The sequence below is a fragment of the Streptomyces sp. NPDC085931 genome (genome assembly GCF_044540565.1).
In the GTDB taxonomy this organism is placed as follows: domain Bacteria; phylum Actinomycetota; class Actinomycetes; order Streptomycetales; family Streptomycetaceae; genus Streptomyces.
In genome coordinates, this window is record NZ_JBITSK010000005.1 from 482,432 (window position 1) to 503,128 (window position 20,697).

Annotated in this window: 22 protein-coding genes; 20 read left to right on the top strand and 2 right to left on the bottom strand. The window is 72.8% G+C overall.

Annotated elements, in window-relative coordinates:
* Positions 1–17 precede the first annotated feature (17 nt).
* Positions 18–2,465: a [protein-PII] uridylyltransferase gene (locus ACIGAN_RS13340; RefSeq protein WP_399857192.1), complete on the top strand. Its 2,448-nt coding sequence runs from the start codon at positions 18–20 to the stop codon at positions 2,463–2,465.
* A gap of 83 nt (positions 2,466–2,548) precedes the next feature.
* The gene (gene ffh, locus ACIGAN_RS13345) at positions 2,549–4,093 is read left to right on the top strand and encodes a signal recognition particle protein (protein ID WP_365094399.1); all 1,545 of its coding nucleotides are present in this window, start codon (positions 2,549–2,551) and stop codon (positions 4,091–4,093) included.
* Positions 4,094–4,168: 75 nt separating this feature from the next.
* Here ffh and ACIGAN_RS13350 read toward each other — a convergent pair whose 3' ends face one another.
* The gene (locus ACIGAN_RS13350) at positions 4,169–5,023 is read right to left on the bottom strand and encodes a methyltransferase domain-containing protein (protein ID WP_399857195.1); all 855 of its coding nucleotides are present in this window, start codon (positions 5,021–5,023) and stop codon (positions 4,169–4,171) included.
* Between the two features lie 198 nt (positions 5,024–5,221).
* Here ACIGAN_RS13350 and proS point away from each other — a divergent pair, with 198 nt between their 5' ends.
* The 18 genes from proS to ACIGAN_RS13440 all read left to right on the top strand — a co-directional run bounded on the left by proS (position 5,222) and on the right by ACIGAN_RS13440 (position 19,891).
* On the top strand, positions 5,222–6,637 hold the full coding sequence (gene proS, locus ACIGAN_RS13355; RefSeq protein WP_399857197.1) for a proline--tRNA ligase: 1,416 nt from the start codon (positions 5,222–5,224) through the stop codon (positions 6,635–6,637).
* Positions 6,638–6,906: 269 nt separating this feature from the next.
* The gene (locus tag ACIGAN_RS13360; RefSeq protein WP_094055768.1) at positions 6,907–7,509 is read left to right on the top strand and encodes a hypothetical protein; all 603 of its coding nucleotides are present in this window, start codon (positions 6,907–6,909) and stop codon (positions 7,507–7,509) included.
* Positions 7,510–7,796: 287 nt separating this feature from the next.
* Positions 7,797–8,216 carry a 30S ribosomal protein S16 gene (gene rpsP, locus ACIGAN_RS13365; RefSeq protein WP_365094391.1) on the top strand — a complete coding sequence of 140 codons (420 nt, stop codon included), beginning with the start codon at positions 7,797–7,799 and terminating at the stop codon, positions 8,214–8,216.
* A 2-nt stretch (positions 8,217–8,218) separates the two neighbouring features.
* Positions 8,219–8,458: an RNA-binding protein gene (locus ACIGAN_RS13370; protein ID WP_003973401.1), complete on the top strand. Its 240-nt coding sequence runs from the start codon at positions 8,219–8,221 to the stop codon at positions 8,456–8,458.
* 85 nt (positions 8,459–8,543) lie between these two features.
* Positions 8,544–9,086, top strand: a complete 543-nt coding sequence (rimM, locus tag ACIGAN_RS13375) for a ribosome maturation factor RimM (protein ID WP_365739295.1) — start codon at positions 8,544–8,546, stop codon at positions 9,084–9,086.
* Positions 9,086–9,919: a tRNA (guanosine(37)-N1)-methyltransferase TrmD gene (gene trmD / locus ACIGAN_RS13380; RefSeq protein ID WP_399857199.1), complete on the top strand. Its 834-nt coding sequence runs from the start codon at positions 9,086–9,088 to the stop codon at positions 9,917–9,919. The genes rimM and trmD overlap by 1 nt, the downstream gene beginning before the upstream one ends.
* A 136-nt stretch (positions 9,920–10,055) precedes the next feature.
* Positions 10,056–10,406 (top strand): 50S ribosomal protein L19, encoded by a 351-nt coding sequence (gene rplS, locus ACIGAN_RS13385; RefSeq protein ID WP_030852073.1) that lies wholly within the window; start codon positions 10,056–10,058, stop codon positions 10,404–10,406.
* Between the two features lie 45 nt (positions 10,407–10,451).
* Positions 10,452–11,180 carry a signal peptidase I gene (gene lepB, locus ACIGAN_RS13390; protein ID WP_399857201.1) on the top strand — a complete coding sequence of 243 codons (729 nt, stop codon included), beginning with the start codon at positions 10,452–10,454 and terminating at the stop codon, positions 11,178–11,180.
* Positions 11,173–12,264 carry a signal peptidase I gene (lepB, locus tag ACIGAN_RS13395; RefSeq protein WP_365739290.1) on the top strand — a complete coding sequence of 364 codons (1,092 nt, stop codon included), beginning with the start codon at positions 11,173–11,175 and terminating at the stop codon, positions 12,262–12,264. The genes lepB (ACIGAN_RS13390) and lepB (ACIGAN_RS13395) overlap by 8 nt, the downstream gene beginning before the upstream one ends.
* Positions 12,152–13,114: a signal peptidase I gene (gene lepB / locus ACIGAN_RS13400; RefSeq protein ID WP_365739288.1), complete on the top strand. Its 963-nt coding sequence runs from the start codon at positions 12,152–12,154 to the stop codon at positions 13,112–13,114. Before lepB (ACIGAN_RS13395) ends, lepB (ACIGAN_RS13400) begins: the two co-directional genes overlap by 113 nt.
* Positions 13,115–13,204: 90 nt before the next feature.
* Positions 13,205–13,984, top strand: coding sequence for a signal peptidase I (gene lepB / locus ACIGAN_RS13405; protein ID WP_399857204.1), 780 nt, complete (start codon positions 13,205–13,207; stop codon positions 13,982–13,984).
* The gene (locus tag ACIGAN_RS13410) at positions 13,974–14,498 is read left to right on the top strand and encodes an NUDIX hydrolase (RefSeq protein WP_365094372.1); all 525 of its coding nucleotides are present in this window, start codon (positions 13,974–13,976) and stop codon (positions 14,496–14,498) included. Before lepB (ACIGAN_RS13405) ends, ACIGAN_RS13410 begins: the two co-directional genes overlap by 11 nt.
* Positions 14,499–14,554: 56 nt before the next feature.
* Positions 14,555–14,863 carry a DUF2469 domain-containing protein gene (locus tag ACIGAN_RS13415; RefSeq protein ID WP_003993268.1) on the top strand — a complete coding sequence of 103 codons (309 nt, stop codon included), beginning with the start codon at positions 14,555–14,557 and terminating at the stop codon, positions 14,861–14,863.
* Between the two features lie 84 nt (positions 14,864–14,947).
* On the top strand, positions 14,948–15,340 hold the full coding sequence (locus tag ACIGAN_RS13420; RefSeq protein ID WP_365094369.1) for a YraN family protein: 393 nt from the start codon (positions 14,948–14,950) through the stop codon (positions 15,338–15,340).
* On the top strand, positions 15,340–16,965 hold the full coding sequence (locus tag ACIGAN_RS13425; protein WP_399857206.1) for a YifB family Mg chelatase-like AAA ATPase: 1,626 nt from the start codon (positions 15,340–15,342) through the stop codon (positions 16,963–16,965). The genes ACIGAN_RS13420 and ACIGAN_RS13425 overlap by 1 nt, the downstream gene beginning before the upstream one ends.
* A complete protein-coding gene (gene dprA / locus ACIGAN_RS13430; RefSeq protein WP_399857208.1) occupies positions 16,962–18,122 on the top strand; it encodes a DNA-processing protein DprA in 1,161 nt (386 codons plus the stop codon). The genes ACIGAN_RS13425 and dprA overlap by 4 nt, the downstream gene beginning before the upstream one ends.
* Before the next feature lie 272 nt (positions 18,123–18,394).
* Positions 18,395–19,237: an RNA polymerase sigma factor WhiG gene (gene whiG / locus ACIGAN_RS13435; protein ID WP_365739280.1), complete on the top strand. Its 843-nt coding sequence runs from the start codon at positions 18,395–18,397 to the stop codon at positions 19,235–19,237.
* Between the two features lie 96 nt (positions 19,238–19,333).
* Positions 19,334–19,891: a TetR/AcrR family transcriptional regulator gene (locus ACIGAN_RS13440; protein ID WP_309097633.1), complete on the top strand. Its 558-nt coding sequence runs from the start codon at positions 19,334–19,336 to the stop codon at positions 19,889–19,891.
* 125 nt (positions 19,892–20,016) lie between these two features.
* On the opposite strand, the gene ACIGAN_RS13445 is transcribed toward ACIGAN_RS13440, so the two are convergent.
* Positions 20,017–20,667 (bottom strand): peptidoglycan DD-metalloendopeptidase family protein, encoded by a 651-nt coding sequence (locus tag ACIGAN_RS13445; RefSeq protein ID WP_399857210.1) that lies wholly within the window; start codon positions 20,665–20,667, stop codon positions 20,017–20,019.
* Positions 20,668–20,697: the final 30 nt, after the last annotated feature.

The following is a 20,697-nucleotide window of genomic DNA, read 5'->3' on the forward strand; positions in this document are numbered from 1 at the left end:
AGAACAGGAGTCGCCGGGTGACGGGTACGGACGTGCGCAACGAAGCAGAGGACTCGGGACCCGGCGGCTACGCGGCGGCCCGGCTGCGCCTCCTCACCGAGGAGACGCGGTCCGGGCCGCCGCGCCGTGCGGCCCTGGCCGAACTGACGGACGACTGGCTCGCGGGCCTGTTCACCGCGGGCGCCGGGGACCTGCGCGGCGCCTCCCTGGTCGCCGTCGGCGGCTACGGACGCGGCGAGCTGTCCCCGCGCAGCGACCTCGACCTGCTCCTGCTGCACGACGGCGGCGACACCAAGGCCGTCGCCGCCCTCGCCGACCGGCTCTGGTACCCCGTCTGGGACCTCGGCCTGGACCTCGACCACTCCGTGCGCACCCCCGCCGAGGCCCGCAGGACCGCCGGCGAGGACCTCAAGGTGCAGCTCGGCCTGCTGGACGCCCGGCACATCGCCGGCGACCTCGGCCTCACCGCGTCCCTGCGCACCGCCGTCCTCGCCGACTGGCGCAACCAGGCACCCAAGCGCCTGCCCGAACTGCAGGAACTGTGCGCCGAACGCGCCGAACGGCAGGGCGAGCTGCAGTACCTGCTGGAGCCCGACCTGAAGGAGGCCCGCGGCGGACTGCGCGACGCCACCGCGCTGCGCGCCGTCGCCGCCTCCTGGCTCGCCGACGCCCCGCGCGAGGGCCTCGCCGACGCCCGGCGCCGCCTCCTCGACGTCCGGGACGCCCTGCACCTGGCCACCGGACGCGCCACCGACCGGCTCGCCCTCCAGGAGCAGGACCAGGTGGCCGCCGAGCTCGGCCTGCTCGACGCGGACACCCTGCTGCGGCAGGTGTACGAGGCCGCGCGGCTCGTGTCGTACGCCAGCGACGTCACCTGGCGCGAGGTGGGGCGGGTACTGCGGTCGCGGGCCGTGCGGCCCCGGCTGCGCGCCATGCTCGGCGGCGGGAAACCCGCCGCCGAGCGCTCCCCGCTGGCCGAGGGCGTCGTGGAGCAGGACGGCGAGGTGGTGCTCGCCCGCGCGGCCCGCCCCGAGCGCGACCCGGTCCTGCCGCTGCGCGCCGCGGCCGCCGCCGCCCAGGCCGGACTCCCCCTTTCCCTGCACGCCGTGCGGCGCCTGGCGGCCACCGTGCGCCCGCTGCCCACGCCCTGGCCCGCCGAGGCACGCGAACAGCTCGTCACCCTGCTCGGCTCCGGCCGCCCCACCGTGGAGGTCTGGGAGGCGCTGGAGGCCGAGGGGCTGATCACCCGGCTGCTGCCCGACTGGGAGCGGGTCCGCTGCCGCCCGCAGCGCAACGCCGTGCACCTGTGGACCGTCGACCGGCACCTCATCGAGACGGCCGTGCGCGCCTCCGCGTTCACCCGCCGGGTCAGCCGGCCCGACCTGCTGCTGGTCGCCGCGCTGCTGCACGACATCGGCAAGGGCTGGCCCGGGGACCACTCGGTGGCCGGCGAGATCATCGCCAAGGACGTCGCCGCCCGCATCGGCTTCGACCGCGACGACGTGAGCGTCGTCGCCACCCTCGTCCGCCACCACCTGCTCCTCGTCGAGACCGCCACCCGGCGCGACCTGGACGACCCCGCCACCGTGCGCGCGGTCGCCGCGGCCGTCGGCTCCCCGGGCACCCTGGAGCTGCTGCACGCGCTCACCGAGGCCGACGCCCTGGCCACCGGCCCGGCCGCCTGGTCGTCCTGGCGGGCTGCTCTCGTCACCGACCTGGTCGACCGGGTCTCGGCCGTGCTCGCCGGGGACGCCCCGGCCGACCCCGAGGACGCCGCCCCCACCGCCGAACAGGAGCGGCTGGCCCTGGAGGCCGCCGCGACCGGCAGCCCGGTCCTCGCCCTGCGGGCCCAGACCGAGCCGCCCGCCGGGCAGGAGCCGTCCGGCGACCCCGAGCCGCTCGGCGTGGAGCTGCTCATCGCCGTCCCCGACCAGCCGGGGGTGCTGCCCGCGGTGGCCGGTGTCCTCGCCGTGCACCGGCTGACCGTACGGACCGCCGAGCTGCGGTCGCTGGACCTCCCCGACGGGGTCGACGGGTCCGTGCTGCTGCTGGCCTGGCGGGTCGCCGCCGAGTACGGCTCGCTGCCGCAGGCCGCCCGGCTGCGCGCGGACCTGGTCCGGGCCCTGGACGGCTCGCTGGACATCGCCGCGCGCCTCGCCGAGCGGGACGCGGCCTATCCGCGCCGCCGGGGCGTGGTCGCGCCCCCGCCGAGGGTGTCGGTCCACCCGGCCGCCTCCCGGCTGGCCACGGTCATCGAGGTCCGCTCCCAGGACGCCCCGGGCCTGCTGTTCCGCATCGGCCGCGCCCTGGAGGACGCGAGCGTGCGGGTGCGCAGCGCCCACGTCTCGACCCTGGGCGCCAACGCCGTCGACGCCTTCTACGTGACCGGACCCGAGGGCGCGCCGCTGCCCGGTGACGAGGCCGAGTCGGTGGCGCGGAAGCTGGAGGAGACACTGCGGGGGTGAGGCCGACCCGGCGACTTGTCACGCCGGGATACCCTGGAGGGCGATTCCCCAGACCGTCTCCGACCCCGAGGACCGCGAGCGCCGTGTTCGATACTCTTTCCGATCGCCTCTCAGCGACCTTCAAGAACCTGCGCGGCAAGGGACGGCTCTCCGAGGCGGACATCGACGCCACGGCGCGCGAGATCCGCATCGCGCTGCTCGAGGCGGACGTGGCGCTCCCGGTCGTCCGGGCGTTCATCAAGAACGTCAAGGAGCGCGCCCTCGGCGCCGAGGTCTCCCGCGCGCTCAACCCGGCCCAGCAGGTCCTGAAGATCGTCAACGAGGAACTGGTCACCATCCTCGGCGGCGAGACCCGGCGCCTGCGCTTCGCCAAGCAGCCGCCCACCGTGATCATGCTGGCGGGTCTGCAGGGTGCCGGTAAGACCACCCTGGCGGGCAAGCTCGGCCGCTGGCTGAAGGAGCAGGGCCACTCGCCGCTGCTCGTCGCCTGCGACCTGCAGCGCCCCAACGCCGTGAACCAGCTCAGCGTGGTCGCCGAGCGCGCCGGTGTCGCGGTCTACGCCCCGGAGCCGGGCAACGGCGTGGGCGACCCGGTCAAGGTGGCCAAGGACTCCATCGACTTCGCCAAGTCCAAGGTCCACGACATCGTGATCGTGGACACCGCCGGCCGGCTCGGCATCGACCAGGAGATGATGCGGCAGGCCGCGGACATCCGCGACGCCGTCTCCCCGGACGAGATCCTGTTCGTCGTCGACGCGATGATCGGCCAGGACGCGGTCAACACCGCCGAGGCATTCCGCGACGGCGTCGGCTTCGACGGCGTGGTGCTCTCCAAGCTCGACGGCGACGCCCGCGGTGGTGCCGCCCTGTCGATCCGGCAGATCACCGGCAAGCCGATCATGTTCGCCTCCAACGGCGAGAAGCTCGACGACTTCGACGCCTTCCACCCGGACCGGATGGCCTCCCGCATCCTCGACATGGGTGACCTGCTCACCCTGATCGAGCAGGCGGAGAAGACGTTCAGCCAGGAAGAGGCCGAGAAGATGGCCTCCAAGCTGGCGTCCAAGAAGGGCCAGGACTTCACCCTGGACGACTTCCTGGCCCAGATGGAGCAGGTCCGCAAGATGGGCTCCATCTCCAAGCTGCTCGGCATGCTGCCGGGCATGGGCCAGATGAAGGACCAGATCCAGAACCTCGACGAGCGGGACGTCGACCGCACGGCCGCCATCATCAAGTCGATGACCCCGGCCGAGCGCCAGGACCCGACGATCATCAACGGCTCGCGCCGCGCCCGCATCGCCCGGGGTTCCGGCGTCGAGGTCAGCGCCGTGAAGAACCTGGTCGAGCGGTTCTTCGAGGCGCGCAAGATGATGTCCCGCATGGCCCAGGGCGGCATGCCGGGGATGCCCGGGATGCCGGGCATGGGCGGCGGCCCCGGCCGGGCGAAGAAGAAGCAGAAGCAGGCCAAGGGCAAGCAGCGCTCCGGCAACCCGATGAAGCGCAAGCAGCAGGAGCAGGAGGCCGCCGCCCGCCGCGCGGCCGCCGCCGAGGGCGGCGGCGCCTTCGGCCTGCCCCAGCAGGGCAAGGACTTCGAACTCCCCGACGAGTTCAAGAAGTTCATGGGCTGACGACCCGTCCCGTACGACACCGAGGGCGCCTCTTCCCGGAAGAGGCGCCCTCTCGGTCGTGTCAGGCGCCGCGCGTCACGGCGTCCGGGCGATCAGGTACCGGAACACGTTCGGCATCCACACCGTGCCGTCCCGGCGCTGGTGCGGATGCAGGGCCTCGGTCAGCTCCTTGTCCACCTGCACCTGGTCCGTCTCCCGCATCGCCGCGTCGAACAGACCCGTCGACTTCAGGCCGCGTACCGCGCTGTCCACGTCGGCGTAACCGAAGGGGCAGGCCACCCGGCCCGAGCCGTCCGGCCTGAGCCCGGCCCGCCGGGCGACGTCCTCCAGGTCGTCGCGCAGCGCGGGGCGCCAGCTGCCCGAGGTGCGCAGCGGTTCCGTCAGCTTCGAGGCCACCCGCAGCACGGACGTCGTGGCGCACCGCTCCGGCGGACCCCAGCCGGCCAGCACCACGGCCGCCCCACGCTCGGCGAGCGGTGTCGCCTCCGCGAGCAGCCCGCCCAGCCCCTCCGAGTCGCCCGCCAGGCACCCGATCGGCTCGAAGGCCGTCACCAGGGTGTAGGCGGCGGCGCCCGGCTCCGCGGTGTCCCCGGGCGAGCCGTCCACCAGCCGGGTGTCCGGACGCGAGCCGGCGCCGGACGCCCCGGGCAGCAGCCGCTCGCGCGCGAGCGCCACTCTTTCGGGGGATGCGTCGACACCGGTGACCGCCGCTCCCCGGGCGGCGGCCATCAGCAGGGCGAGTCCGGAACCGCAGCCGAGGCCGAGCAGCCGCGTGGCGGGACCCACGTCCAGTCGCTCGTAGACGGCCTCGTAGAGCGGCACGAGCATCCGCTCCTGGATCTCGGACCAGTCACGCGCGCGTGCACGCAGATCCACGCGGGGTGCGGCCCCCGCGTGAGGCAGGTGCTGCCGCACGAGCGTAGGTGTCATAAGTAAGCGCCCCAATCCGCCGAGAGTTGCCTCTTGCCGCTTCCATGGCCCCCGTGACAGTGCGCTCGCACTACCCCCGTATGCCAGGAAACTCCCCCTCCGACCCGTCGTCCAGTGGAATGCGGCAGGGCTTGTGAGATGTCATGTGCCGGTGGCGAGATTTCACATTCCGGCAACCTCGGCCCGTACCATCGCGCCATGGCCAAGGCACCCGTACTCACGCCCCGCGCGGAGGACTTCCCGCGCTGGTACCAGGACCTGATCACCAAGGCGGAGCTCGCCGACAACGGGCCGGTGCGCGGCACCATGGTCATCCGACCGTACGGGTACGGGCTGTGGGAGCGGATGCAGGCGGAGATGGACGCCCGCATCAAGGCCACCGGCACCCAGAACGCGTACTTCCCGCTGCTGATCCCGCAGTCGTACCTCACGAGGGAAGCCGACCACGTCGAGGGCTTCGCGCCCGAACTGGCCGTGGTCACGCACGGCGGCGGCAAGGAGCTGGAGGAGCCCGCGGTGGTCCGCCCCACCTCGGAGATGATCGTCAACGAGTACTTCTCCAAGTGGGTGCAGAGCTACCGCGACCTGCCGCTGCTCATCAACCAGTGGGCGAACGTCGTGCGGTGGGAGCTGCGGCCCCGCCTGTTCCTGCGCACGACCGAGTTCCTCTGGCAGGAGGGCCACACCGCGCACGCCACGTACGAGGAGGCCCGCGACTTCGCCGCGCGCATCCACCGGCAGGTCTACGAGGACTTCATGGTGAACGTCCTCGCGATGGACGTCGTCCCCGGCCGCAAGACGGCCAGGGAGCGTTTCGCGGGGGCCGTCAACACCCTCACGCTGGAAGGCATGATGGGCGACGGCAAGGCCCTGCAGATGGCCACGAGCCATGAACTGGGCCAGAACTTCGCCAAGGCGTTCCAGACGCGCTACCTGTCGAAGGACGGCAGCCAGGAGCTGGTCTGGCAGACCTCCTGGGGCTCCACCACGCGCATGATCGGCGCCCTGGTGATGATGCACGGCGACGACGACGGCCTGCGCGTGCCGCCCCGGCTGGCGCAGATCCAGGCCGTCGTGCTCGCGATCAAGGGCGACGAGCCGGTTCTGGCCAAGGTCCGCGAGGTCGGCGAGCGGCTGCGGGCGGCCGGGGTGCGCGTGCACGTCGACGACCGCACCGACACCCCCTTCGGCCGGCGTGCCGTCGACTGGGAGCTGAAGGGCGGGCCCGTGCGCATCGAGATCGGCCCGCGCGACCTGGAGAACGGCACCGCGATGCTGGCCCGCCGCATCCCCGGGGGCAAGGCGCCGGTCTCGCTGGACGACCTGGCCCAGCTGCTCCCGAAGGTCCTGGAGGAGGACCAGGAGCTGCTGCTGACGCAGTCCCGCGAGCGCCGCCAGTCCCGGACGGCCGACGTGACGACGATCGAGGAGGCCGTCGAGGCGGCCACGTCCGGCGGCTGGGCGCGCATCCCGTGGGCGGTCCTCGGCGAGGAGGGCGAGGCGGCGCTCGCCGAGCACGCGGTGACCGTGCGGTGTCTGGTCGCCGAGGACGGGTCGGTGCCCGACGACGGTGACGCACCCGGTAACGTCGCGGTCGTCGCACGCGCTTACTGAAGCGCGACGCAGCGGCCGCGGGGGACCCAAGGCGACCGAAACGCCTCTTGCGTCCTCGCGGACCCCACGCTCCCCGGCGCGCGGACATCTCCTACGCGCCGGGGCGTACGCGTTGCTACGCACCACCTTGTGGTGAGCTGCGAGGCTTCTCCACAGATCAGCGCACGCGCCCTCGTCGGGACGCATCAGAGGCAACTGACGGGTACGTGCAAATTATTTGGGATGGCCCGGAATCGGAACACCGGGGCACCCCGGCTCGTTGTCATTACGTGAGCACGACACAGACACCACCTGTTCTCGCCGCAGAGCTGGCACAGGCGTGGGCCGACATTCAGCGGTACCACCCCGAGCTGCCCGACCTTGCCGCGCCAGAGTCCCTGATCGGGGAGTCGTCGTCCGCGTGCGGTCACGAGCTCTCCTTCGAGCGACTGCTCCATGAGGCAGTCCATGGCATCGCCGCCGCCCGCGGCGTCCGCGACACCTCCCGTGCCGGCCGCTACCACAACCGCAGATTCCTCGCCATCGCCGAGGAGCTGGGCCTGGACCACCCCGAGGAACCGCACCCCAGCAGCGGCTTCTCCCTGGTCACGCTCACGCCCGAGGCGAAGCGCCGCTACCGCCCGACGATGGAGCGCCTCCAGCGCGCCCTCAAGGCCCACACCGCCGCGACCTCCTCCGACACCTCCCGCACCTTCCGGGGCCCGGCCGCCCGCCACGGCTCCTCGGGCGGCGGCGTGCGCGTCAAGGCGGTCTGCGACTGCGGGCGCAACGTCCGCGTGGTCCCCTCGGTCCTCGCCCAGGCCCCCATCGTCTGCGGCGGCTGCGGCAAGCCGTTCCGCATCCCCGAGGTCGTGGGAGCGGTCGCGAGCTGACGTCGCGCACCGGCATCTCGTGGCTGCCGGTCGAGACGGACCGCCGGAACGGGCCGGCACCCGGCGTACCCCACCTCCGCGCCGGGTGCCCCTTCGGCATGCCCGGGCGCGGCGCACCCGCGGCCGGAGCGACCCACGGCGTGTGGCACAATGGCTAGCTGTACTCGACAGCCGCACAGGAACCCTCTCGCCTCCGGCTGACGCGTCCATCGGGCACTCGGGTACCGCAACCCCACGCGGCTTCCTCGCCGTGCCCAACCACGTCAAATCCAGGAGAACCCACTCCCGTGGCAGTCAAGATCAAGCTGAAGCGTCTGGGCAAGATCCGTTCGCCTCACTACCGCATCGTCGTCGCCGACTCCCGCACCCGTCGTGACGGCCGTGCGATCGAGGAGATCGGCAAGTACCACCCGACGTACAACCCGTCGGTGATCGAGGTCGACGCGGACCGTGTCGCGTACTGGCTGGGTGTCGGCGCGCAGCCGACCGAGCCCGTCCTCGCCATCCTGAAGAAGACCGGCGACTGGCAGAAGTTCAAGGGCGAGCCGGCTCCGGCCCCGCTCCTGACGCAGCCCGAGAAGGCCGCGCGCCCGTCGTTCGAGGCTCTCGGCGGTGACGACGAGGGCAAGGGTGAGGCCATCACCCAGAAGAAGAAGGCTGAGAAGAAGGACGACGCCGCCGCTGAGTCCGCTTCGACCGAGGCCTGAGCATGCTCGAGGAGGCTCTCGAGCACCTCGTGAAGGGCATCGTCGACAACCCTGACGATGTGCAGGTCGCCTCGCGCAACCTGCGCCGCGGGCGGGTGCTCGAGGTCCGGGTCCACCCGGACGACCTCGGCAAGGTGATCGGCCGCAACGGCCGCACCGCACGCGCCCTGCGCACCGTCGTGGGCGCCATCGGCGGTCGCGGTGTCCGCGTCGACCTCGTCGACGTGGACCACGTCCGCTGACGCTTTCGCAGCAGCACCGGCTCGGGCCGGGGAGGGCCACAGGGCCGTCCCCGGCCCGCAGTCGTATGACAGGAGAATGGACAACGTGCAGCTGGTAGTCGCACGGATCGGCCGTGCCCATGGCATCAAGGGTGAGGTCACCGTCGAGGTACGGACCGACGAGCCGGAGCTGAGGCTCGCCCCCGGTTGCGTGCTCGCCACCGAACCCGCCTCCGCGGGACCCCTCACCATCGAGACGGGCCGCGTCCACAGCGGCCGCCTCCTGCTGCGCTTCGAGGGCGTCCGCGACCGCACCGCCGCCGAGGCCCTGCGCAACACCCTCCTGATCGCGGAGGTCGACCCGGAGGAACTGCCCGAGGGCGAGGACGAGTACTACGACCACCAGCTCGTCGACCTCGACGTGGTCACCGCGGACGGCACCGAGGTCGGGCGGATCACGGAGATCTCGCACCTGCCCACCCAGGACCTGTTCATCGTGGAGCGGCCCGACGGCAGCGAGGTGATGATCCCCTTCGTCGAGGAGATCGTCGCCGAGATCGACCTGGAGGAGCAGAAGGCCGTCATCACCCCGCCCCCGGGCCTGATCGACGACCGCGCCGAGATCGCCTCCGGCCGGGACGAGTCCTGATGCGCCTCGACGTCGTCACGATCTTCCCCGAGTACCTGGAACCGCTGAACGTCTCCCTCGTCGGCAAGGCACGCGCGCGAGGACAGCTCGACGTCCACGTCCACGACCTGCGGTCCTGGACCTACGACCGGCACAACACCGTCGACGACACCCCCTACGGCGGCGGCCCCGGCATGGTCATGAAGACCGGGCCCTGGGGAGACGCCCTGGACTCCGTCCTCGCCGACGGCTACGAGGCCGGCTCCGGCGAGCCCGTCCTCATCGTGCCCACCCCCAGCGGCCGCCCCTTCACCCAGGAACTCGCCGTCCACCTCTCCGAGCGCCCCTGGCTGATCTTCACGCCGGCCCGCTACGAGGGCATCGACCGCCGCGTCGTCGACGAGTACGCGACCCGCATGCCGGTCTACGAGGTCTCCATCGGCGACTACGTCCTGGCCGGCGGCGAGGCGGCCGTGCTGGTCGTCACGGAGGCCGTGGCGCGGCTGCTGCCGGGCGTCCTGGGCAACGCCGAGTCCCACCGGGACGACTCCTTCGCGCCCGGCGCCATGGCCAACCTGCTCGAAGGGCCCGTCTACACCAAGCCGCCCGAGTGGCGCGGCCGGGACATTCCCGACGTGCTGCTCAGCGGGCACCACGGGAAGATCGCCCGCTGGCGCCGGGACGAGGCCCTCAGGCGCACCACCGCGAACCGGCCCGACCTCATCGAGCGGTGCGACCCCAAGGCCTTCGACAAGAAGGACCGGGAGATGCTCTCCATCCTGGGCTGGGCGCCGGACCCGGCGGGGGAGCCGTACGGCCGATTTTGGCGCAGGACCGAGGGCATGGAAGAATAGCGAGCTGTTGTGCGTCCGTCCGGCGTGCGCCCCTGCCACAGGGGGAGACGACGCCCGCCCCGACCCGCGCGACCCTGATCCCGAAACACCTAGTTTCCGTTGATGACCTGTGGCATCAGCGAGGAAAGCAGACGAAATGTCTCACCTGCTCGACACCGTCGACTCCGCGTCGCTGCGCAGCGACGTCCCCGCCTTCCGTCCGGGCGACACGGTCAACGTGCACGTCCGCGTCATCGAGGGCAACCGCTCCCGTGTGCAGCAGTTCAAGGGCGTCGTGATCCGCCGCCAGGGCTCCGGCGTGCGCGAGACCTTCACGGTCCGCAAGGTCTCCTTCTCCGTCGGCGTCGAGCGCACCTTCCCGGTGCACACCCCGATCGTGGAGAAGATCGAGCTCGTCACCAAGGGTGACGTCCGCCGCGCCAAGCTGTACTACCTGCGCGAGCTGCGCGGCAAGGCCGCGAAGATCAAGGAGAAGCGCGAGAACTGAGCGCTCTCCGGGGTTCACATCGGAGCCGGATAGCATCTGGCTCCGATGGACACCGAAGCACAGCACACGGAGCGCGACCGCTCCTCCCGCCCTTCCGGCTCCGGGGACACCACCCCGGACTCCGCGGGGCCGGAGGGACGGTCGCGTTTCGCGTTGGTGTCGCGTGCCGGCTCCTGGCTGCCGGGCGGCCGGATCACTCTCACCGCCCTGACCTGCCTGCTGTTCCTGCTGTTCCTCAGCACGTTCGTCCTGCGGCCGTTCCAGATCCGCAGCGGATCGATGGAGCGGGGATTGAGGATCGGGGACCGGGTTCTCGTAAATAAGTTGGCGTACCGTTTCGGTGCCGCGCCGCAGCGGGGAGACATCGTCGTGTTCGACGGCACCGGGTACTTCGGGCCCGCGGACTACGTCAAACGCGTGGTCGGCGTGGCCGGAGACCACGTCGTCTGCTGCGACGAGGAGGGGAGGATCCAGGTGAACGGCCGGCCGGTCGACGAGTCGGGCTTCCTGTACCCCGGGGACAGCCCGTCCGCGGTGCCCTTCGACGTCGTCGTGCCCGACGGCAGGCTCTTCCTCCTCGGCGACCACCGCAGCGACTCCAGCGACTCCCGCGACCACCTCGGCTCGCCCGGCGGCGGCATGGTCCCCGTCGGCGTGGTGATCGGCCGCGCCGACGCGATCGTCTGGCCCTTCGCGCACGCGACCCGGCTGCACCGCCCCGGCGCCTACGCGCGCGTGCCCGCCCCCGCCGGGAAGGCGGGCGCCCATGGGTAACCGCGGCAAACCGCGCGGGGTCCCGGCCGGCCCGGCGGACAACCTGCTGCCCACCGGCGCCCGGCGCGCCGCCGGCTCCTCCGGCGGCCGTACGCGCGCCGAGCGGCGCAAGCTCCAGAAGAAGGTCAAGCGGCGCCGCAGGCGCGGTGCCGTCAAGGAGATACCCCTCCTCGTCGGCGTCGCCGTGCTGATAGCCCTCGTGCTGAAGACCTTCCTCGTCCAGGCCTTCGTCATTCCGTCGGGCTCCATGGAGCAGACGATCCGGATCGGCGACCGCGTCCTGGTCGACAAGCTCACCCCGTGGTTCGGCTCCGAGCCGCAGCGCGGGGACGTCGTCGTGTTCAAGGACCCCGGCGGCTGGCTCCAGGACGAGCAGCCCACGGCCAAGAAGGACGACCCGGTCGTCATCAAGCAGATCAAGGAAGGGCTCACCTTCATCGGCCTGCTGCCGTCGGAGAACGAGAAGGACCTCATCAAGCGGGTCGTCGGCGTCGGCGGCGACCGCGTCAAGTGCTGTGACGCGCAAGGGCGCGTGACCGTCAACGGCGTCCCGCTGAACGAGGACTACCTGTACCCGGGCGCCGCCCCGTCGGACACGCCGTTCGACATCACCGTCCCGCAGGGGCGCCTGTGGGTGATGGGCGACCACCGCAACAACTCCGCGGACTCGCGCGCCCACCAGGACACCGACTACGGCGGCACCGTCTCCGAGGACGAGGTCGTCGGCCGCGCCATGGTCATCGCCTGGCCCCTGGGCCACTGGACCACCCTGGAGGAGCCGAACACCTACGCCTCGGTGTCCGACTCGGGCACCGGGTCGACCGCTGCCCCCCGGCTGTCGCATAGGGTTGCCTCCGACGATTCGAACGAAGCGATCCAGCTCCCGACCCCTGCGGAACTCCCGCTCGTTATGGGAGTGGTGGGCCTGCGCCGTGTGTGGGGCAGGCGGCGGCACAGAGTGAGGAGTTGGCGTGGGGGATGTGGCGGTCGGCGCACGGTCCGGACACGACGGCGAGGAGCACCGCGGGCGTCCCGCGGAATCCGCCGTCCCGGCCGCGGACAGCGCCGTGACCTCCGGGAGTGACTCCGGGGCAGCCGAGGGCGACAGGGTGACGGACGAGCACAGCACGGCCGAGGGCCAGGGACCGGGCGGTACAGCCCGGACGGCGAAGAAACCGCGCTCCTTCTGGAAGGAGCTGCCCATCCTGATCGGTATCGCGCTGGTGCTGGCGCTGCTGATCAAGACGTTCCTGGTGCAGGCGTTCTCCATCCCCTCCGACTCGATGCAGAACACCCTCCAGCAGGGCGACCGCGTCCTCGTCGACAAGCTCACCCCGTGGTTCGGCTCCGAGCCCGAGCGCGGCGAGGTCGTCGTCTTCCACGACCCCGACAACTGGCTGGCGGGCGAGCCCACCACGGACCCGAACGCCCTGCAGACCTTCCTCAGCTGGATCGGCCTCATGCCGTCGGTGGAGGAGAAGGACCTCATCAAGCGCGTCGTCGGCGTCGGCGGCGACACCGTCGAGTGCAAGAACACCGGCCCGCTGACGGTCAACGGCAAGGCGCTGAACGAGACGTCGTACGTCTACCCCGGCAACACGCCGTGCAGCGTCGACGACCAGGGCGGCCAGTTCAAGGTGAAGGTCCCCGAGGGCTACATCTGGGTCATGGGCGACCACCGGCAGAACTCCCGGGACTCCCGCTACAACCAGTCCGACAAGAACCACGGCATGGTCCCCGTGAAGGACGTCGTCGGGCGGGCCATCGTCGTCGCCTGGCCGGTCAACCGCTGGGCCAACCTGCCGGTGCCCGACACCTTCGACCAGCCCGGCCTGAACGCCCAGCCGGCCGCCGCCGGCCTCCCGGTGGCGCCGCAGGGCCTGGCGCTGGCCGGGGTGGTTCCGGTGGTGTGGTGGCGCCGCCGCAAGCCGTAGCGGGCGCCGGCCGCGCCGGTCCCGGCCGGGAGGGCGGGATTCCATCCGTCTGCTGACCCCGGCCGGTACCCCCGGGTAGGGTGCGGACCCATGGGTGGCGAGAGCATGACGCACACGGCCCCGCGCGGCGGCGGCCCCGGCACGGGCCCGGTGGGCAGCCGGACCGGACAGCGGTTGTCCGGGCTGGCCGTCGCACTGGGCCTGGTGCTTTTCCTCGGGGGCTTCGCCTGGGGCGCGGTGGTGTACCGGCCGTACACCGTGCCGACCAGCTCGATGACGCCGACGATCGACGCGGGCGACCGCATCCTGGCGCAGCGGGTCGACGGCGGTGCCGTGCGCCGCGGTGACGTCGTCGTCTTCAAGGACGCCACCTGGGCCAACGCGCCCATGGTCAAGCGCGTGGTCGCCGTCGGCGGTGACACGGTCTCCTGCTGCCAGGACGGCAAGCTGCGGGTCAACGGCAAGGAGATCGACGAGACCTACCTGCCCGCGGGCACACCGGCGGAGATGAGCAACTTCCCGACCGTGACCGTCCCCGAGGGCCGCCTGTTCCTGCTCGGCGACGAGCGCGGCAACTCCGTGGACTCCACCGCCCACCTCACCGACGCCGCCGGCGGCACGGTGTCCCGCTCCGCCGTGGACGCGCGCGTGGACGCCGTCGTCTGGCCCATGAAGGGCATGCTGGAGCGCCCCACCGGCTTCGAGCCGCTCGGCGCTCTCTCCTCACCCGGCCCCCTGCGGACGATCACCCTCCTGGTCATCGCCGGCGCCGTGCTCGTCCTGGGCGGGGGCGCCTACGGGCCCATCGCCAAGCGGACGGGAGCGGCCCGGGCCCGCCGGACGAGCGCGGAGCCCGCGGGTGTCCGCTGAGGCCGTGCCGGCGGGCCGGGACACCTACGAGGGCGGACTGCGCAAGGTCGCCCGGGTGGTGCTGCTCGACCCGCTGGACCGCATCCTGCTGCTGCACGGGCACGAGCCGGACGATCCGTCCGACGACTGGTGGTTCACCCCCGGCGGCGGTGTGGAGGGCGACGAGACCCGTGAACAGGCAGCCCTGCGGGAACTCGCCGAGGAGACAGGGATCACCGAGGTCGAACTCGGCCCGGTGCTGTGGCGGCGCAGGTGCTCCTTCCCGTTCGCGGGCCGACGCTGGGACCAGGACGAGTGGTACTACCTGGCCCGCACGGACCGGACGGAGATCGCCGCCGCCGGGCTGACCGAACTGGAACGGCGCAGCGTCGCCGGAGCGCGCTGGTGGACGTGTCCGGAACTGAGCCGGGCACATGAGACGGTGTATCCGACCAGGCTCGCCGGGCTGCTGCGCACGCTGCTCGACGAGGGTCCTCCGGCCAGGCCCGTGACCCTTGACGCGGAAATCGTCTAGGGGCTGACGGGACTGGCGCACAATGGGGGGATCGCACGGCTGAAGGGGAACATGCCATGAGCGCCGAGGACCTCGAGAAGTACGAGACCGAGATGGAGCTGAAGCTCTACCGGGAGTACCGCGATGTCGTCGGTCTGTTCAAATACGTGATCGAGACCGAGCGGCGCTTCTACCTCACCAACGACTACGAGATGCAGGTGCACTCCGTCCAGGGTGAGGTGTTCTTCGAGGTGTCCATGGCGGACGCCTGGGTCTGGGACATGTACCGGCCGGCCCGCTTCGTGAAGCAGGTCCGGGTGCTCACGTTCAAGGACGTGAACATCGAGGAGCTGAACAAGAGCGATCTGGAGCTGCCCTCCGGGTGACTCCGTCCGGTCACCCGGAGGGGTGACGAGGTTGTCCACAACGGCTGAGGTGTCCACCAAGATCCACCGGGTGGGCGCGGCTGCGTGATCGTTGGCGCCGGAGGTGGTGCCGAGATGAACGCACGCAGTGCGATGGGCAGGTACGGAGAGACCCTGGCGGCCCGGCGGCTGGCGGAGACCGGGCTGACGGTCGTGGAGCGCAACTGGCGCTCCGGCCGCGCCGGGGAGATCGACATCGTGGCCCGGGACGGGGACGTCCTGGTCGTCTGCGAGGTGAAGACCCGCCGGGAAGGTCCCTTCGAGCATCCGCTGGCGGCCGTGACCCCGCAGAAGGCGGAGCGGCTGCGGGACCTCGCCGAGCGCTGGATCCAGACCCACGGCGGCGCGCCGCCCGGCGGGGTCCGCATCGACGTGGTCGGGGTGCTGCTGCCGGCCCGCGGCGCGGCCGTCGTCGAACATGTGCGGGGGGTGGCCTGATGGCATTCGCCCGTACGTGTTCGGTGGCGCTGGTGGGCGTCGAGGGCGTGGTCGTCGAGGTCCAGGCCGACCTCGAACCGGGTGTGGCGGCGTTCACGCTGGTGGGGCTGCCCGACAAGAGCCTGACCGAGAGCCGCGACCGGGTGCGCGCCGCGGTCGTCAACTCGGGCGCGGCCTGGCCGCAGAAGAAACTCACGGTGGGGCTGAGCCCCGCCTCGGTCCCGAAGTCGGGCAGTGGTTTCGACCTGGCCGTCGCGGCGGCCGTCCTCGGCGCGGCGGAGCGCATCGACCCCCGGGTCCTGGCCGACATCGTGATGATCGGCGAACTGGGCCTGGACGGGCGGGTGCGGCCGGTCCGGGGCGTCCTGCCGGCGGTGCTGGCGGCGGCGGACGCGGGGTATGAGCAGGTGGTGGTGCCGGAGTGTGCCGCCGCCGAGGCGTCGCTGGTGCCCGGCGTCTCGGTGCTGGGCGTCCGCAGCCTGCGGCAGCTGATCGCCATCCTGGCCGACGAACCCGTACCCGACGAGGAACCCGACGCACTGGGCCGCCCCGACCCGCTCCTGGCCGGCCTGCGGATGCCGGGCACCGGCGCGGCCACCGGCATGCACAGCGTGGGAGCCGCCCAGCACGACCACCATCACGACCTCGCGGACGTCGTCGGCCAGACCTCGGCGCGCACGGCGGTGGAGGTGGCCGCGGCCGGCGGGCACCACCTCTTCCTGGAGGGGCCGCCCGGGGCGGGCAAGACGATGCTCGCCGAGCGGCTGCCGACGATCCTGCCCCGGCTCGGCCGGCAGGAGTCGCTGGAGGTCACGGCGGTCCACTCGGTGGCGGGTCTGCTGCCCCCGGGCAAGCCGCTCATCGACGTCGCCCCCTACTGCGCCCCCCACCACTCGGCCACCATGCAGGCGCTCGTCGGCGGCGGCCCGGGCATCGCGCGGCCCGGCGCGGTCTCCTTGTCGCACCGCGGCGTGCTGTTCCTGGACGAAACGCCCGAGTTCAGCAGTCAGGCGCTGGACGCGCTGCGCCAGCCGCTGGAGGCCGGGCACGTCGTGATCGCGCGCAGCGCGGGCGTCGTGCGCTTCCCGGCGAAGTTCCTCATGGTGCTGGCGGCCAACCCCTGTCCGTGCGGCCGGTTCTCGCTGCGGGACGACCTGTGCGAGTGCCCGCCCTCGGCGATCCGCCGCTACCAGGCCAGGCTCTCGGGCCCGCTGCTCGACCGGGTCGACCTGCGCGTCGAGGTGGACCGTGTCACACGCACGGAGCTGACCGCCTGCGGTGCCCGCGGTGAGTCCACGGCGACGGTCGCCGACCGGGTCCGCGCCGCCCGGGACCGGGCCACGGAGCGCCTGGCCGGCACCCCCTGGCGCACGAACAGCGAGGTGCCCGGGCGGGAGCTGCGCAGCCGCTGGTACGCCGTGCCCGGCGCGATGGACGAGGCGGAGCGGAACCTGGAGCGGGGCGTCCTGACCGCCCGGGGCCTCGACCGCGTCCTGCGCGTGGCCTGGACCGTCGCCGACCTGGTGGGCCACGACCGGCCCGACGCGACGGATGTCGCCCTGGCGCTGCAACTGCGCACCGGAGTGCCCCGGGGCGTACCCATGGCGATCGGGGCGCTGACGTGAGCGCCCACGACGAACCGGACGGCGACCTGCTCGACCGGATCTTCCTCACCCGGGTCATCGAGCCCGGCGACGAGGCCGGTGGGCGGTGGGTGCGGGAGTTCGGGGCCGGGGAAGTCGTACGGCGGCTCCAGGAGGGCGGGGCGGCCCTGCCGGGCGTCAGCGGGAAGCGGTGGGCCGGACTCCTGGCCCGGGCCGCCGTCGCCCGGCCGCGCCAGGATCTCGCCGTCGCCCGCGACGCCGGGGTGCGGTTCGTGTGCCCCGGCGGCACGGAATGGCCGGCGCAGCTCGACGACCTCGGGGACGCCCGGCCCCTCGGGCTCTGGGTCCGGGGGCGGGCCGCCCTGCGGATGTGGGCGCTGAAGTCCGTCGCCGTCGTCGGCGCCCGGGCCTGCACCGAGTACGGGGCCCACATGGCGGCCACCCTCGCCGCCGGCCTCGCCGAGCAGGGCTGGGTCGTGGTCTCCGGCGGCGCCTACGGTGTCGACGGCGCCGCCCACCGCGGAGCGCTCGGCGCGGGCGGCGCCACCGTCGCCGTCCTCGCCTGCGGCGTCGACCGGCCCTATCCCCGGGGGCACACCCAGCTGATCGGCAGGATCGCCGAACAGGGACTGGTGATCGGCGAGCTGCCGCCCGGCGACCATCCGACCCCCAGCCGGTTCATCCTGCGCAACCGCGTGATCGCGGCCCTCACCCGGGGCACCGTGGTCGTCGAGGCCGCCCACCGCAGCGGCTCCCTCGTCACGGCCCGGGCGGCCCAGCGGCTCGGCCGGCACACCATGGGCGTCCCGGGCCCCGCCACCAGCGCCCTGTCGGCCGGGGTGCACGAGCTGCTGCGCGGCGAGGCCACCCTGGTCACCGACGCCGCCGACGTCGTGGAGCTGGTCGGCGACATCGGGCAGCTGGCACCGGACCGGCGCGGCCCCGTCCTGCCCCGGGACCTGCTGGAACCGGCCACCCGGCAGGTGCTCGCCGCACTGCCGGGGCGCGGGGCCGCCCGGCCGGACGAGATCGCGCGCCGTGCGCAGACCGCGCGGGACGACGCGATCGCGAGACTGTACGAACTCCGAGCACTCGGTTACGTCGAACGACACGGCGACGGCTGGAAGTTGACACGCCAGGCGGTGACGTCGGTCCGCGGTGCTCCCGGACCGGGCTGACCGCCCCGGTTCGGCCGTCCGGGGGAACGCCCACAGCCCTTGGAAATGCGCCGAGTTGGGCTTCTCGGGTGATCACACCGAGCGAGGGCGGCGACCCGGCGAGGCGCCTCGCGGAACGTATCTGCGCCCGCTTCGACCTCCCTCCTTCGCGCACCGCGACGCCGCAGTCACGCTACGCTCACGAGGATCCCGACACGGACAGGCAACTCGACATCAGACAGACAGCTCACCTCGGCAGCACCACTCCGCAGCAGAACGGCACAAGGCGACGAATGCCCCAGCACACCTCCGGGTCCGACCGGGCGGCGATCCCCCCAGCCGCCCGTGACGGTGGCAGCGTGCGGCCGCCCGCTCCCTCGACGCTCGACGAGCTGTGGCGGTCGTACAAGGCGACGGGGGACGAGCGGCTGCGGGAGCAGCTGATCCTGCACTACTCGCCGCTCGTGAAGTACGTCGCGGGACGCGTCAGCGTGGGCCTGCCGTCCAACGTGGAGCAGGCGGACTTCGTCTCCTCGGGAGTGTTCGGGCTGATCGACGCGATCGAGAAGTTCGACCTCGACCGGGAGATCAAGTTCGAGACGTACGCGATCACGCGCATCCGCGGGGCGATGATCGACGAGCTGCGCGCGCTGGACTGGATCCCCCGCTCGGTGCGGCAGAAGGCGCGCAACGTGGAGCGGGCGTACGCCACGCTGGAGGCGCGGTTGCGGCGGACGCCGACGGAGAGCGAGGTGGCCGCCGAGATGGGCATCGCGGTGGAGGACCTGCACGCGGTGTTCAGCCAGTTGTCGCTGGCCAACGTGGTCGCCCTGGAGGAGCTGCTGCACGGCGGGGCCGACGGCGGCGACGGGCTCAGCGTCATGGACACGCTGGAGGACACCGCCGCCGACAACCCCGTGGAGGTGGCCGAGGACCGGGAGCTGCGGAGGTTTCTGGCGCGGGCGATCAACACGCTGCCCGACCGGGAGAAGACGGTGGTCACGCTCTACTACTACGAGGGCCTCACCCTGGCCGAGATCGGCAACGTGCTGGGTGTGACCGAGAGCCGGGTCAGCCAGATCCACACCAAGTCCGTCCTGCAGCTGAGAGCCAAACTGGCCGGTTTTGGTCGCTGACCCGGCAGGCCGGCGCGGGGGTCCGGCGAGAGCCACTCCCGTCGGGCCGGGCGCGTCCGTAGAGTGGATGACGTGCCAAGGATTCGAGCGGCCTCCGTGGCCGAGCACCGGTCGATGCAGCGAGCCGCCCTGCTGGACGCGGCTCGTTCCTTGTTGTCCGAGGGCGGTACGGAGGCGCTGACCTTCCCGGCCCTCGCCGAGCGGACGGGCCTCGCGCGGTCGAGCGTCTACGAGTACTTCCGGTCACGGGCGGCCGTGGTCGAGGAGCTGTGCGAGGTCGACTTCCCGGTCTGGGCGGCGGAGGTGTCGGCCGCCATGGAGCGGGCGGAGACACCCGAGGCCAAGGTCGAGGCGTACGTGCGGCAGCAGCTGGAGCTGGTCGGGGACCGGCGGCACCGGGCCGTGGTCGCGATCTCGGCGAGTGAGCTCGACGCGGGCGCGCGCGAGAAGATCCGGGCCGCGCACGGCGGGCTGGTCGCGATGATCGTCGAGGCACTCGCGGAACTGGGACACGAGCAGCCGCGGCTCGCGGCGATGCTGGTGCAGGGCGTGGTGGACGCGGCGGTGCGCAGGATCGAGCTGGGGGCGGCCGAGGAGCCCGGGGCGATCACGGAGGCCGCCGTGTCGATGGCCCTGCGGGGCGTACGGGGCTGAGCCCCGCCTGACCTGTGCCGGGTGGCGCCCGGTCAGCGGGTGGCGCCCGGTCAGCGGCAGACGGCCCGGCCGTGCCGACGGGCCCGGGCGGCGGCGGAAGGCCGGTGCACCGGGGACGCTCGCCGTCACGCGAACACCGGCAGCAGCCGCGACGGGCCCCGGTGCAGCAGCCAGGGCGGCAGCAGGTCCAGCGGGTTCACATAGGTCCCGCCCCTGCGCAGTCCCCAGTGCACGCACGGGGACGTGCAGTGCGAGCCGCCCGCTGCCACCGTGCCGATCACCTCGCCCGGTTCCACCTCCTCGCCCTCCTCGACGGACGCCGTGACCGGCTCGTACGTCGTGCGCAGCGGGGGGTCGCCGGTGCCGGAGAGCTCCACCGAGACCACGCCCTTGCCCGCCACCCGGCCCGCGAAGGCCACCCGCCCCGCCGCCACCGCCAGCACCGGCGTCCCGGGCGCCGCCGCCAGATCCACTCCCCGGTGGCCCGGCCCGTAGACCGTCGCCGGCGGTTCCCAGCCGCGCAGCACCGGGGGCCGCAGACCGACCGGCCAGGAGCGCCCCACCGCCGGGACGGTGACGTCCGCGGCCGGCGCGGTGACGGCCGAGGCCGGCGCGGTGGCGGCCCAGGCCGGCCGGACGGCCGCGGGCAGGGGCGGCGGCGGTGCCGGCCGGACGGCCGCGAACAAGGGCGGCGGCGGTGCCAGGAGGACGGCCGTCGTCAGGGTCAGCAGCAGGACCAGGCGCGTGATCACGCGCACACATCGCTTCGCTCGCATGGGCAAAGCGTCCCGAAAGCCCGCCGTCGC